Annotated in this window: 18 protein-coding genes; 5 read left to right on the plus strand and 13 right to left on the minus strand. The window is 34.9% G+C overall.

Annotated features, from left to right (window positions below; genetic code table 11):
* Nucleotides 1–4: 4 nt before the first annotated feature.
* Nucleotides 5–841 carry an ABC transporter permease gene (locus tag NSQ08_RS12245; protein WP_002127727.1) on the minus strand — a complete coding sequence of 279 codons (837 nt, stop codon included), beginning with the start codon at nucleotides 839–841 and terminating at the stop codon, nucleotides 5–7.
* Nucleotides 834–2039: a quaternary amine ABC transporter ATP-binding protein gene (locus NSQ08_RS12250; protein ID WP_002013036.1), complete on the minus strand. Its 1206-nt coding sequence runs from the start codon at nucleotides 2037–2039 to the stop codon at nucleotides 834–836. The genes NSQ08_RS12245 and NSQ08_RS12250 overlap by 8 nt, the downstream gene beginning before the upstream one ends.
* Nucleotides 2040–2212: 173 nt before the next feature.
* On the opposite strand from NSQ08_RS12250, the gene NSQ08_RS12255 reads away from it, so the two are divergent.
* Complete coding sequence (locus NSQ08_RS12255; RefSeq protein ID WP_002189830.1) at nucleotides 2213–3070, plus strand: glycine betaine ABC transporter substrate-binding protein; 858 nt, start codon at nucleotides 2213–2215, stop codon at nucleotides 3068–3070.
* 53 nt (nucleotides 3071–3123) lie between these two features.
* Here the strand turns inward: NSQ08_RS12255 and clpP are convergent, their stop codons facing one another.
* Nucleotides 3124–3705 (minus strand): ATP-dependent Clp endopeptidase proteolytic subunit ClpP, encoded by a 582-nt coding sequence (gene clpP / locus NSQ08_RS12260; RefSeq protein ID WP_002189832.1) that lies wholly within the window; start codon nucleotides 3703–3705, stop codon nucleotides 3124–3126.
* A gap of 20 nt (nucleotides 3706–3725) precedes the next feature.
* Entirely contained in the window at nucleotides 3726–4412 is a 687-nt protein-coding gene (locus tag NSQ08_RS12265; protein ID WP_137077353.1) for an RNA polymerase subunit sigma-70, read from the minus strand.
* Between the two features lie 143 nt (nucleotides 4413–4555).
* Between NSQ08_RS12265 and NSQ08_RS12270 the strand changes: the two genes are divergently transcribed.
* The 3 genes from NSQ08_RS12270 (at nucleotide 4556) to NSQ08_RS12280 (ending at nucleotide 6083) form a co-directional block, all read left to right on the plus strand.
* The gene (locus NSQ08_RS12270; RefSeq protein ID WP_002189833.1) at nucleotides 4556–4876 is read left to right on the plus strand and encodes a 2Fe-2S iron-sulfur cluster-binding protein; all 321 of its coding nucleotides are present in this window, start codon (nucleotides 4556–4558) and stop codon (nucleotides 4874–4876) included.
* Nucleotides 4877–4880: 4 nt separating this feature from the next.
* Nucleotides 4881–5543, plus strand: coding sequence for a ribose 5-phosphate isomerase A (rpiA, locus tag NSQ08_RS12275; protein ID WP_002136714.1), 663 nt, complete (start codon nucleotides 4881–4883; stop codon nucleotides 5541–5543).
* Between the two features lie 105 nt (nucleotides 5544–5648).
* On the plus strand, nucleotides 5649–6083 hold the full coding sequence (locus NSQ08_RS12280; RefSeq protein ID WP_340775142.1) for a GNAT family N-acetyltransferase: 435 nt from the start codon (nucleotides 5649–5651) through the stop codon (nucleotides 6081–6083).
* 212 nt (nucleotides 6084–6295) lie between these two features.
* Here NSQ08_RS12280 and NSQ08_RS12285 read toward each other — a convergent pair whose 3' ends face one another.
* The 9 genes from NSQ08_RS12285 to NSQ08_RS12325 form a co-directional block, all read right to left on the minus strand.
* Entirely contained in the window at nucleotides 6296–7663 is a 1368-nt protein-coding gene (locus tag NSQ08_RS12285; protein ID WP_340775144.1) for a lytic polysaccharide monooxygenase, read from the minus strand.
* A gap of 438 nt (nucleotides 7664–8101) precedes the next feature.
* Nucleotides 8102–8662 carry a phosphatase gene (locus NSQ08_RS12290; protein ID WP_340775147.1) on the minus strand — a complete coding sequence of 187 codons (561 nt, stop codon included), beginning with the start codon at nucleotides 8660–8662 and terminating at the stop codon, nucleotides 8102–8104.
* 76 nt (nucleotides 8663–8738) lie between these two features.
* Nucleotides 8739–9935 (minus strand): macrolide family glycosyltransferase, encoded by a 1197-nt coding sequence (locus tag NSQ08_RS12295; RefSeq protein WP_340775150.1) that lies wholly within the window; start codon nucleotides 9933–9935, stop codon nucleotides 8739–8741.
* A gap of 92 nt (nucleotides 9936–10027) precedes the next feature.
* Nucleotides 10028–10705 carry a formylglycine-generating enzyme family protein gene (locus NSQ08_RS12300; protein WP_033709186.1) on the minus strand — a complete coding sequence of 226 codons (678 nt, stop codon included), beginning with the start codon at nucleotides 10703–10705 and terminating at the stop codon, nucleotides 10028–10030.
* A 59-nt stretch (nucleotides 10706–10764) separates the two neighbouring features.
* Entirely contained in the window at nucleotides 10765–11271 is a 507-nt protein-coding gene (locus NSQ08_RS12305) for a DNA topology modulation protein (RefSeq protein WP_002032653.1), read from the minus strand.
* 21 nt (nucleotides 11272–11292) lie between these two features.
* On the minus strand, nucleotides 11293–11679 hold the full coding sequence (locus NSQ08_RS12310) for a ribosomal maturation YjgA family protein (RefSeq protein ID WP_002032651.1): 387 nt from the start codon (nucleotides 11677–11679) through the stop codon (nucleotides 11293–11295).
* 92 nt (nucleotides 11680–11771) lie between these two features.
* Complete coding sequence (locus NSQ08_RS12315; protein WP_078185636.1) at nucleotides 11772–12125, minus strand: MmcQ/YjbR family DNA-binding protein; 354 nt, start codon at nucleotides 12123–12125, stop codon at nucleotides 11772–11774.
* A 15-nt stretch (nucleotides 12126–12140) separates the two neighbouring features.
* The gene (locus NSQ08_RS12320) at nucleotides 12141–12545 is read right to left on the minus strand and encodes a GNAT family N-acetyltransferase (RefSeq protein ID WP_002032650.1); all 405 of its coding nucleotides are present in this window, start codon (nucleotides 12543–12545) and stop codon (nucleotides 12141–12143) included.
* Nucleotides 12546–12578: 33 nt separating this feature from the next.
* Nucleotides 12579–12995, minus strand: a complete 417-nt coding sequence (locus NSQ08_RS12325) for a GNAT family N-acetyltransferase (protein ID WP_340775167.1) — start codon at nucleotides 12993–12995, stop codon at nucleotides 12579–12581.
* Between the two features lie 367 nt (nucleotides 12996–13362).
* On the opposite strand from NSQ08_RS12325, the gene NSQ08_RS12330 reads away from it, so the two are divergent.
* Complete coding sequence (locus NSQ08_RS12330) at nucleotides 13363–14109, plus strand: collagen-like protein (protein ID WP_340775170.1); 747 nt, start codon at nucleotides 13363–13365, stop codon at nucleotides 14107–14109.
* Nucleotides 14110–14204 lie beyond the last annotated feature (95 nt).

Raw genomic sequence — 14204 nt, forward strand, 5'->3', positions numbered from 1 at the left:
TGAATTATTTTCTTTTTGTATAAAACCCTTGCGTAATTCGGTCTAATATAATCGCAATCACGACGATAGCAAGTCCAGCTTCAAATCCCATTCCGATATTTACTTGTGTTACAGAACGATATACATCGACGCCAAGTCCTGGCGCTCCTACAAGTGAAGCTGTTACAACCATTGATAACGAAAGCATAATACTTTGATTCACGCCAGCCATGATCGTTCCGGTTGCGAGCGGTAATTGTACTTTAAATAATTTTTGTGATGCGGTAGAGCCAAACGCATTCGCAGCTTCAATTAAATCTTCTGGAACTTGTCTAATTCCTAAGTCTGTAAATCTGATTGTCGGTGGCATAGCAAAAATAACGGAAGCAATAATGCCTGGTACGACGCCTACTCCAAAAAATGTTATCGCGGGAATGAGATAGACGAATGCCGGCATTGTTTGCATAAAATCTAATGTCGGTTTTAAAAATTTTGAGAAACGTTCATTTTGAGATGCTAAAATGCCAATGGGAATTCCGATAATAATTGAAATAATAACTGACGTAAGTACGAGCGCTAATGTTTGCATCGTTTGTGCCCAGTAGTTAATATTTAAAATAAATAATAATCCGATGAGCGTAAAAATGACTAAAGATAATTTCCTCGTTGTGTACCAAATGAGGAAACATAAGATGATAATCATCACTATGGCTGGTATTATTGTTAAAAAATTAGTGAGTAAATCAACAAATCCACCGATAATATAGGAGAATCCTCGGAACAAGCCTTCAAAGTGCTCATATAAACTTGCAACAAATGAATCGACCCATTCGCCTAATGGAATGCGCGGAATATTATTCATCGTCTTTCACCTCTTCCTCAATGTTACCTGCAAGAGCTTGAATGACACTTTCACGTTTAATAATTCCTCTCAACCTTTTCTTTTCATCAATTACGGGTAATGGATATTTCATCTCCGCCATTTTTGCATACGTTTCTTCCAGTAATGTATCTAGATAAACGTGTGGAATATCGTTAAGTAATAAATCAGCAATTGGCCATTGTTTTTTCATTGCTTTACTTGCATCATCCGCTGTTAAAATACCTAAAAACTCATACTTTTTGTTCACAACATATACCGTAGAAACACCTGCATTTCTCATAATTTGCAGAGCTACACGCGGCCCACGATCGATTAATAACGTTTCTGGTCTTTTTAAAATAGATTCTGCCGTAATTACTTTTCCTAAATTCACATCCGCCACGAATTTCTCTACAAATTCATTTGCAGGGCTCATCATAATTTCTTCCGGTGTTCCAATTTGGACAATTTCTCCATCTTTCATTAATGCGATACGATCACCAATTCGAAGAGCTTCATCTAAATCATGTGTAATAAAAATAATTGTTTTTTCCATTTTATCTTGTAACTCTAACAATTCATCTTGCATTTCTTTTCGAATTAGTGGATCTAATGCACTAAATGACTCGTCCATTAGTAATACATCTGGATTATTCGTTAGTGCCCTTGCAATTCCAACACGCTGCTGCATACCACCACTAAGTTGACTAGGGTAATTATCTTTATGATGATCGAGTCCTACTAACTGTAGCGATTCTAACGCCTTATTTTCTCGTTCCTCTACTGGAACTCCTTGAATTTCTAACCCGTACGCAACGTTTTGTATTACCGTACGATGTGGAAATAAAGCAAACTTCTGAAAAACCATACTCATTTTCGTCCTTCTTACTCTTCGCAATTCTTCTTTTCCCATCGTTGCGATGTCTTCACCATCTATGTATATATGCCCGGCTGTCGGTTTGATTAATTGATTTAGCATTCGAACTAGCGTTGATTTCCCACTACCAGACAAACCCATAATAACGAAAATTTCTCCAGTGTATACTTCAAACGTTGCCTTTTTCACACCAACGTTCATTCCTGTCTCCTTTAAAATTTCCGATTTGCTTTTTCCTTCTTTTAATAAGGTAAGCGCTCGTTGCGGATGTTTCCCAAAGACTTTTGTTACATTTTCAACACGTACCTTTGTATTATCCATGTCACTACTCCTTTTCTACCCATCTATTTACATAGTGTTGCGATTTTACAGAGAAATATTACATAAAAATGACATATATAAGATTTCTTTAAAAATTCTTGTTTCCGTTCATAATAAGAAGGTTCACTTATAGATTAATTTATAAAAAGCAAAAGCTTCACAGGAGGTTTTGAATGCGAAAAAAAATATGGATTATAAGTCTGTTACTATTTATTAGTATGATTTTCACTTCTTGTAATGCAACAAATGCAAATTCGAAAGGAAAAATTAAACTTGGTGTAACAAGTTGGAAAGAAAATATCGCAACCGCAAATATGTGGAAAGTTTTATTAGAAGAAAAAGGCTATAAAGTTGAACTCATGTATTTAGAAAAAGCTGCGATATGGACTGGCGTCGCACGTGGTGATGTTGATGCGAATCTAGAAGTATGGCTTCCTGTTACGGATAAACCATTAAATGCCCGTTACAAAGATGACTTCGTCTTAAAATCAAAATGGTATGAAGGTACTGGGCTTGGTTTAGTCGTCCCTTCTTATGTGAAAAACGTTAACAGTATTGAAGATTTAAATGCACATAAAGATGAGCTAGATAATAAAATTGTTGGGATTGAACCTGGTAGTAGCCTAATGAATTTAACGAATAAAGCAATGAAGGCATATGATATAAAATTAAAACTTGTCCAATCTTCAGAAGCTGCGATGATGAGCGAACTCAAGAAGGCATATACGAAAAAGAAACCAATCGCTGTTACGCTTTGGAATCCACATTGGGGCTTTTCAGAATTTGACTTAAAATATTTAAAAGACCCTAAGAAAGTATATGGTGAAAAAGATGACATTTATTACTCCGTTCGTAAAGGTTTCGAAAAAGATCATCCTGATATCGTGAAATACTTTGATCAATGGAAAATGAACGATGAACAGCTTGGTACGTTAATGGTCATGTTAAATAAAACGAAAGATCCAGAAGAAGCTGCTCGAAAATGGATAAAAAAGAATCAAGCTTTAGTTGATGAATGGATAAAAGAATAAAGAATGACAAAAACAGGCTAGAGAATTTAGTATATTCTCTAGCCTGTTTTATGTTATTTTTTCTCAATAACTGCATCGACAATTCCATATTCCTTCGCTTCTTCTGCCGTCATAAAATAATCTCTTTCTGTATCATGTGCTACTTTTTCAACTGGTTTCCCTGTTCGATCAGATATGATTTTGTTAATATCATGTTTTAACTTTAATATTCTTTTTGCTGTAATTTCAATCTCCGTCGCTTGCCCTTTTACACCGCCAAGCGGTTGATGAATCATGATTTCACTATTAGGGAGCGCAAATCTTTTTCCCTTTGCGCCAGCTAATAGTAAAAGCGCACCAAACGATGCCGCAAAGCCCATACAAAGTGTTTGCACATCTGGTTTAATAAGGTTCATCGTATCTAATATTGCAAATCCCGCTGTCGTTGAACCACCCGGACTATTGATATACAGGAATATATCTTTTTCTGCATCTTCCGCTTCTAAAAACAATAATTGTGCTACTACACTGCTTGCAACTTGATCGTTAATTTCTGAACCAATCATAATAATTCGGTCTTTTAATAATCTTGAATATATATCATAGGAGCGTTCTCCTAATTTCGTTTGTTCTATTACGTAAGGAATTACACTCATTATAAATCCCTCCATCTGTTTTATGCCGCATTAAGCATACAACTGTAAGAAGAAGATTGTTTCATACTGAAGAATAACACTGGTTGTATTGATGGTAACTTAGTGAAATCTATTGTTGGGAGAAGTTTCGTCAACAATTCGGGTCTTTCTTCTCGAATAGAAGTTACAACGATTTCAACATCATCCGTGTACTCGACTATTTCAATGCCTTCTTCATTTACAGTTTTCAGCCTATTTCTACTCCTAAATAAAGATGCTTTCACTGCCCCTTCTGATACAGAGCATATTTTTCCAATATCCGCGATACTATATTGAAAAACATCCTTCAATAATAAAATTACGGATTGTTGCACATTTAACGAAGACAATACTTTCCCTACCATTTCATGCAAATCTGCAATTTTTTCATGTGGTTCTTCAAATGTAATTTGCTGTTCTAACTTTTCTTGAACGGATTTTGATTTCATTTGATCTAACCATTGATTTCGAGCAATTTTATACAGAAGCGTTATACAAATTTCCTTCTCACTATACTTTTGAAGAACTTTGCAAATTGCTTCTTGGGCAAGGTCTTCCCCATCCCATTTGTTTTTCGTCAAAAACGTACAGTATCTTTTTACCTCTGCATAATGTGTAATTAAAAAATTTATATTTGAATGATTCATATCGATATGATCCTTTAAAACCTGAGTTACTTTTGTGCACAAAATAACCACTCCTTTTCAGCGCTTACTTAATAAACGATTGAAGAAATAAAAAAGTTACGGGGCTTATAATTAATTTTATGTTTATGTTCATGAATACGGGTCATAAATATGTTATATAGCATTTTACATGAGGAGGAATCAATTTGCCAAAATTAACAGTTGAAGGTACCGGAACTTTCGATATTAAAGAAGGAACGAAATTAGTATTAGCACTTGAAGATAACGGTGTACACATTCTTCATCGTTGCGGTGGCAAAGCAAGATGTACAACTTGTAGAGTTGAAGTCATTGCAGGTGATTTTTGTGAGGCGACAAATGATGAAAAACAAGCTATTACGGAAAAAGGAATTGAAGACCACTTACGATTATCGTGCCAAATGCGTGTACATAAAGATATTACCGTTCGCCCTATACTTACAGTTGAAAATTCCGGTTTAGATGCTGGATCACGCCCGGCGGAGTAAAATGATGAATTTAAAACAGCTTGCAGGCGAATATGCTGCTGGCTTTGTAAGAGATGGTATGACGATTGGACTTGGTACGGGTTCAACCGTATATTGGACGATACAAAAATTAGGTCACCGTGTACAAGAAGGGTTATCTATTCAAGCTGCACCGACATCAAAAGAAACTGAAGTATTAGCAAAACAATTATCTATTCCGCTAATCTCTTTAAATGAAATTGATATACTTGATCTCACAATTGATGGAGCAGATGAAATCAATAATGATTTACAATTAATAAAAGGTGGTGGTGGTGCATTACTTCGCGAAAAGATTGTTGCCACCTCCTCTAAAGAACTTATTATTATTGCAGATGAATCCAAACTCGTTTCACATTTAGGTACCTTTCCACTTCCTATTGAAATCATCCCCTTCTCTTGGAAGCAAACTGAAAAAAGAATTCAATCTTTAGGATGCGAAACGCGTTTACGTATGAAAGATGGCGGACCATTTATAACTGATAACGGCAATTTAATTATTGATTGTATTTTTCCAAATAAAATATTGAATCCAAATGATACACATACAGAGTTAAAGATGATTACCGGTGTAGTTGAAACAGGATTATTTATCAATATGACGAGCAAAGCGATCATCGGAACAAAAAACGGTATAAAAGAATATTAAGCATTTTAAAGGCTGACTTTTACAAGTCAGTTTTTTCTTTTATAGCATTACAGTATGATATACTATGAAAACACATTCATATCACACTAGAAAGGGCTGAACAATTTGCAATCCAAACTCATAACAGAACTTACAGATTTAGAAACTGCCTTTTACATTCGAAAAGAAGTATTCGTAAAAGAACAAGGTGTACCTCTTGAGGATGAATTCGATACATATGACCAAATTGACGAAGTATGCAAACATATATTAGTTTATTATAATGAACTTCCTGTAGGAACTGGCCGTATACGATTCGTTGACGGAATGGGTAAACTAGAAAGAATTTGTATTTTAAAAGACTATCGCAAATACGGATTAGGCAAAGTAATCATTCAAAAGTTAGAAGAGATTGCTCGTAACAAAGAAGCAAATAAAGTGAAACTACACGGTCAAACACAAGCTGAAGGGTTTTATGAAAAATTAGGCTATCAAACTTCTTCCGACGTATTTATGGAAGATGGAATTCCACATATTCTTATGACGAAAGTGTTATCATAATAGAAAGGTTACTATATGATTCTACATTATGTATTCGTATAGTAACCTTTCTGTAGCTTATTCGTTTGAAAGTCTCTTTGATGAATATTCTAGATTAATACAAAAAGACGACGCTGAATACGTCGTCTTTTTTATAAGCAGAAAAGTTAACTCTCAAACTTCCTTTTTTTGCATCAAAGCCCATCATCTTTCATTTCATTTTGAGGTAAAGCTTACACTGTTTTCCATAAGGATAAAGCAAAAATCCAGTTTGGATCCCCATGTCCTTCATAATTCTGGACTGCTTCATACACTTTTCCCTCGTGTAAAACTCTATCCCCCTTTTTATATGCTTTCTTTGCATCCCACGCTTCATATGAAGCGCTTTCAGTTTTTGTAGTAATTGTGAACGTATCACTTTGTACGGATTCATTTCCAACTACATCCACTGCTTTCACTGCATATTTATAAGTAGTATTAGCGAGTAAATTTTTATCCATATAAGAAGTCGTATTGGATGTTGCAATTTTTTTCATTGTTCCTTCTATTTCTCTATAAATATCGTAATAGTCTACTCCAACGTTATCATCAGATGGGCTCCACATTAGATCCACACTTGACGCTGTTGTTCCCATGCTATGTAATCCTTTTGGTTGTGTTGGTGCTTCTGTATCAGGAGCTTCAACTGTTGTTTTCACTGTAAGCGCTGTACTTTCTTTCGATACATTGCCAGCTGCGTCAATTGCTTTTACAGTATAAGTGTATTCTGTGCTTGGTTGTAATTTCTTATCAATAAAATAAGTGCCTGGTACTGTGTCAATCATCTCTCCGTTACGGAAGATTTGGTACCCTTTTACTCCTACATTATCCGTAGAAACGTTCCATGTTAGTTCTATACTATTTGCTGTTACTTTTTGCGCCTGAATTCCATTTGGAATACTTGGCGCTTCTGTGTCTGGTTTCACATTATTGATGAGATTCACATCAATTACATTATAGAACGCATTTGCTGTATCAGCTACATCCCATACAGCTAAAATCACATGATATCCACTACGGTCAGTAGGTACATTGATTTTATGAGTTAAATTATTTGAAGCTGCAGAACCATCATGTTGTACAGTGCCAATTGGCTCAAAGTCTGCTCTTGTTAGTGCTTTATTTGGATTCCATCCTTTTTTTGTAATATAGTAGTGCCATTTGCTTGTTAAGTGAGGTGCTGTATACTTCCAAGTAAATGTATTTTCCCCACCAGTGATTGTATTTTTAAACCAACGATTTGCTGTTTGTTGATCTAAAATACCGCCAAATTTTCCACCTGCAGAAGCGATTTGCCCATCCACTGGGCCACCTTGTGGGAATCCTTTTGGAGCTTCTAAACTTTGTGGTTCATACATAACACTTCCGCAGTTTACATTTAGAGCACCATAAGTTGGGCTACATAAAGCGGAACGGCTACCAGGCTTTTCAACAAAGCCGTGCGCGTATGCATTTTGAGGAATAAGTGTCGTGCTGATAATTCCAGCTGTTAATGCAACAGCTCCTATACTTTTTTTGTTCATTTTCAAGTTTTGTAGTTGTTTTAAAAATCGATTATTCATGTTCCTGTCCCCTTCTTGTTATACTTCGTAGTGTAATGTGGGCTTTGATGTAAAAGAATAACAAGAGTCAATCTTATTTCGTGTATGCGTAAATATGCATACACCGTCGTAAAGAAACATTTCATTTCTTGTGAAATATTTCACTGATGGAATATATCATGACATAGAAATCACCTAAATGTGTGCAGAAGTTGTGCAGAAACAGTGAAATTACTACTAACACGTAAAACTACATCCTAAATTTATAAAGTAAAAGTGAGCAATAGAAATTGTAGTACTTGTAATGAAAAATTTTAGGTATATATATGGATGAATTGCACCAAGTCGTCTTGAAACCCTTCATCGTTAACTTAAAACGCGTGGCAATGTGAGATCACATTATTTTAAAACAACGTGCCATCTCCATTTTCCATATATCTTTCTATCAATACTTTGAAATTACTTATCACTTGTAAACATTTCTGAATCCGTCAATATAGTTTCATAAAACTTATCATATGCTTCACTGTATTGAAGTTTTAACTTTTCTATTAAACTTGTATCTGGTGAAACAATGTCAATAACGTCTGTACTTATATACAATAAATAAGTGTCGTTATAAAAAGAAATATACGCTTGCTGACCACCATTAACGACATACTTGCAATACTTATATACTTCATCTTCATGTACACCTTTAATCGTAGTAAATATGATTGTACTTTCAAGATCATCAACGTCTACTTTCGTTTCTGCCCAATTCTTAATCTTCATGAACCTTCCAATTTTTGTTTTCTCATTTATTCTCTTACTTTTACCATATGTTATGTAACCGGAAATAAATGAAACACCAATTGTATCAGGACTTTTAAAAAGTTCAGTCAAAATCCCTCTTAATCCTCTCAAATTACCCTCAAATAATTCTATATCGAATCTAATTCTATTTTTCGCCTCCACTTGAAAAAATGGTGTAGCTGTCATGTCAGCAAAATTTACATCTAGTATTTTCATTCTTTCCATTTCATCAATTCCTCGCTTCATATAACATAAAAGTGTCTATATCATTTAATATAGACACCCTTTCACATGTATAGTTTTAATAACAGCCTGTAAATTTAAAAATTTCATCAACTGCTTGCTTATACCCACCTGATTTTCGGAGAGACTCCTTCAAATTCAAAGCAGCTTCTTTACATGACGGATTATTTAATACTATTTCTACACTTTCACTTAGTTGATCCGCAGTTAATCCTTGCATTTGTAATGTAACCCCTGCTCCGAGATTCTCAACTTGCCTTGCGATTACTGGCTGATCTGCACTTTGCGGAATTACAACGAGTGGAACACCGTTATATATCCCTTCATGCGTACTGTTCATACCGCCGTGTGTAATAAATAGTTTCGTATATTTGAGAAGTTCAGTTTGTGGTACATAGTTTTTCACAATGAAGTTTTTAGGGATATTACCTAAATCACTTATTTCCGTTTTGTTGCCAATAGACATAACAATTGTATGCTTACTATTCTCGAACGCCTTCATACAAAGTTTATAAAAATCAAGCGCTTCATTAAAAACAGTACCTAATGAAATGTAAATCAGGCTTTTTTCTTCAATTGAAGTGTAATCAAAACCTTCATTTTTCACTTGTGTAGAGATAGATGGACCCACAAATTTGAATGTTTCATTAAATGTATCCCCAAAAGGTTGGAACTCCTTAATTGTATACACAATAGTAAGTGAAGCTGGATTACAGAAAACTTCATACGGTGAGTTTATATTAACACCATATTTTTCTGTAATTCCATTAGTTAAGTTTTCAAAATCATTATGTATTCTATCCTGAACTTCCAGTGGGATATTTTTAGAAAGATGGTCTAACATTTGTTTAAATGATTTTTCATCTTGTGCAAAAGATGTGCATGAATTTATGGCTGGAAGATTAAGAATTTGGGCAATTAAGCGGCCACAGCCAAACATCGAATCATGAATAATATAATCAAAATGTTCTCCTTCAATTTGTTCAAGAACACTCGGTATAATAACATCTGCTGTATGTAAAAGACCATTTATTCTTTCCTGTAAATAATTTCGACCACCGGAAAGAAATGCTTGTATAAATTTTTGATCATCAATCGTTCGTACAGTAGCACCTGTCTTCTCAATACGCTCCCTGAAAGCCTCTATTGAAAAATAAACTACCTCTTCACCGCGAGAAATCAGTTCTTCTACAACATGTAATGTTGGATTTATATGTCCTTCTGATCCAGCGTTAATGAATAAAACACGTGCCATTCAAAACACTCCTTAAATTTTAAAATTTCTATGTTGTAAAGAGTATGGATACTTTCCATACTCTTTATGGAATTATATGTATCATTTTCCTGCTAAATTGACCTAGCAAGCCTAAAACCGAGATCATCTATATGAAATGTAGGATGACTACGACGGCGACAAGTGGCACCGCACCCTCTCGCTTCTTCAGCCCAGCTACCACCTCGGAAAATCCGGTACGATCCATATACCTTTTCATCATACAAATCATAACACCATTCCCAAACGTTCCCTAACATATCATATACTCCCCATGCATTCGGTTCTTTTTTACCGACCTCATGAATTTTCCCATCCGAGTTTTTATTATACCAAGCTATCTTATCAAGTTCTCCATATGTATACCCAGTAGTCCCTGCTTTACATGCATATTGCCACTCTGCCTCAGAAGGTAATCGGTAGCCGTTGGACTCTACATTACAACTAACCTTTTGACCGCCATCACTAATAGAATAATATTCTTTTAATCCCGCTTTTTTTGAAAGTAAATTACAAAATATAATCACATCATTCCAAGAAGTATTAACAACGGGTTTATGATTGCCTAGAAAAAAATTTGATGATTCATTTATAACAGTATAATATAATTCCATCGTTACAGTATATTGTGCAAGAAGAAACGGCTTAATTTGGGCCTTCCATTCTCTTTTAATTCGATCGTCTCTTAAAACTATCTCCCCTGCTGGGATTTTTACCATATAAGAATCAATCAAGCGAATTATTTCATTCAATATTATTCCTCCATTCAAAATGGAACATAATTTAATGTTTTTAATGCACCAATTTATACTTACTGCACTTCCTTTATGAATCGTTGAACCTCATTTGGTGTTTTTAAAATAATAATTCTTTTATCCTTATTGAATTGATCGAGTCTTTTTAAAATTGCAGGTCTTTTCGACTTAGGATATTCCCATATCCATTTGAAAAATTGCAAGTCAAATCTTTCTTCACATCCAGCCCCCACATCCGGTCTTGTTTTATTCCGATATTGCACAATTCTTTTAAAAGCACGATAAACACAAATTGTTCTATGAATATCAAGAAAGATAATTGTATCAGCTGCGTTAATTCTTATGTCCATTGTCCCGCCATAATTCCCATCAATAATCCACTTTTCTCCTTTAACTAATTCATTTTGAACCGTTCTTTGCTCCTCTTTCGGTACACCCTCCCAATTTGGTTTCCAAAATAGTGCATCAAGATGATGCACCTTAATATTTAATTTATTCCCTAACTGTTTTGCTAATGTAGATTTTCCTGAACCACCAGAACCTATTAATATTATTTTTTTCATAAATACCCCTTTTTACATCTTTTATTTCTTCCGTAGCATAAACTCACCAAGCATTCCTACTCCAACACCAATTGTGTAAGCCACTAAATCACTCCATAAAAATCCGTAACCTAATACGAGTCCACCTAAAGTCGTTGCTCGAATGCTATCTATCCATTCCGCATGGTACAATTGGCTAATTTCAATCCCATAGCAAAATATTAAACTAATAAAAGCTAATTTCCTCGTTTCTATTTTAGGAAACAAAAATCCAAATCCAATAAAAATCATTAATGCCCATAAAGCATCACCTAAGTACCCATTTAACAAATCTGGTAACGCAAAAGCAAACTTTCTTGAACTAAGACCTAAAATAATAACAACTATAGTAAACACCGCATATAGTAATCTATTTCGTTTCGTATTCATTTCAAAATCCCCTAATATATAATGTAAAACTGCAAATAGCTAGTAAAATATAATCATTTTACTAGCTATTTATAGTCGACTTCACTTTGTATTTAATCCAATAACTCTTGCTGCTTTTTCTTTGAAAATGATTGTAATACTAAATCATACGACCAATCTATCATTTTATTAATTTGTTCTTGTCCTACATCCTTATGTATGTACACTGTATTCCAATGCTTTTTATTCATATGATATCCAGGAATTATTGTTTCTGGGTAATCTTCTCTTATTCGTAAAGAGAGTTCTGGATCACATTTTAATGTAATCGCAGCTTTTTCATCTTCTTCATGATTCACTATCGCAAATATTTTATTATTTAACCTCATACATGTTGCACTCCAGCCATCTGGAGAATCTTCTGTCGCTTTTCTTTTCGATAAACAATATGCTCTTGTTGCATTCATTCTAATTGGCACCTCTTATTCTTTCACTATTTGATTACGATGCATCACAATTTGCTTCGTAACTTGAAATTGCTGTTCACCATAGAACTTTATTAGTTTCTCTCCGCAAAATAGACTAACAATATCAATATGGGATACCTCTTGAAGTAACATTGTAAGCATCTTCTCACCAATTCCCTTGTTTCTTACACTCTCATGTACGACAACATCTTCAATATACGCCCGAAAAACACCGTCAGTAACAACTCTAGCAAATCCAATTAATTCGTTTTCTTCCCATACTCCAATTGCTATACTATTCTTTAACATTTTTTGAATATCGACTTCTTTTCTTTCTGGCCACCAACCTACAGAATCGTAAAGTTTCTTTATTTTTTCTACACAGATTGGTTGTTCATGTTGTAATCTATACGTGTACATTTTTTCTCCCCTCAACCAGTATACATAATATTATTATAATCTCTTTTCTAAAAAGTGTTGACTATGCCCTTTAGGATGATCTTCAACAACACCATATTCTCGGTATCCGTGCTTTTTATAAAAATCTGGTGCTTGGAAACTAAATGAATCTAGTAAAATAAGTCTACATCCTTTTTCCATCGCAATTCCTTCTATTTTATGTAACAATTGACTACCATAACCATCATGACGAACAGATTCATCAACCCATAAAAAATCTATATGAAGATGATAAAAATACATCGTTCCTGTTACCCCGCCAAAGATTTTTCCTTCCTCATCTTTCACTACGAAACTTACTTGTTCCATTGGCTGTTTTACTTCATCTGACAGCGCAGACATGTTATATTGAATTAATTTATTTTTAATGTATTCACCTTCAGTGCGAGTACCGTTCTCTATGCTTTTCATATATTTCCTCCTTTCAACTTAGTAAGCTACATTTAATTTTTACTTCTTCTCTTTAATATACTGATGAATATAAATCCAGCATATGTAACAAAGCATGAAAAACCCATTATGCCTGGTACAGAGACATAGCCTATTCTCACATAACTTATAACGGCAAAACTAGCGATTAATAATAAAATAGATGGCCAAAAAATAAGTGCTGTTTGGAGTAAAGCCATGTTCCTTATATATTATAGAATGGGTTTATATTTGTGTCATAAGGGCTTATGCTTATTTTTATTTTTAAAGGCTTTTTCCTTATACTTGCGTGTTAGCTGATTCATAAACTATAGAGTGTAAGTGGGTAAATGATAAGGATGGTGTAAAAATGAGTAAATACAAAAAAAAATTTCATATTCCGTGCGAATGTTTCGGTCCCCCTTTACCTCCACCTGAAATTGGTCCAACAGGTCCAACAGGTCCAACGGGCCCAACAGGTCCAACAGGTCCAACAGGTCCAACGGGCCCAACAGGCCCAACAGGTCCAACAGGCGTAACTGGCCCAACGGGTCCAACAGCAGTAGGATGTTGTCCATGTAATAATATTCTTGACAACCCTGGATTTGACGAGCCGGCAGTAGTAGGAGATCCAGTTCCAGGTTGGAATCAAGCAGGTTCTGTTTCAGAAGTAGGGTTTCCAAACGTTCATAGTGGCCGGTTTCTGTCAAATGGTTCATTTAGTCTCTTAGCTGCATCAATTAATCCAGGTGGAAGTATTAATCAAACAGTTGATGTTGACGCAGGTTGTTGTTATACGTTTTCTTTTGCTGCAGATGTAAGGGATGGTGCATTTCTTATAGCTTCAGTATCTTTCCCAGAACTTGGGCAAGCATGTCCTCCTGCCCCTGTAACTCTTGGTCCATTAAACATTCCACATATTGTACCAGTTATGAATCAACCACAATCTCTTTTCCAACATTATATTCTTGTTGTGTGTATACCTGCTACTGTAACTACAGCATGTATTTCTTTCCAAAATACTGCTACAGGGGGAGAAGGCGCAACAGCTTTTGTTGACAATGTTGTATTTCAGCCGACTGGTGGACCTTGTACTTCATGTTCACAAAATTTCTAATGTATTGAAGTACTTGAATCTTTTCGTTTTGCTGGCGGATCACAAAACCATTAAGGAGAGCCTTTGTGCTCTCTTTTTATGTTAGAAATCACCAG

The organism is Bacillus sp. FSL E2-8887 (genome assembly GCF_038007205.1).
GTDB classification, from domain to species: domain Bacteria; phylum Bacillota; class Bacilli; order Bacillales; family Bacillaceae_G; genus Bacillus_A; species Bacillus_A mycoides.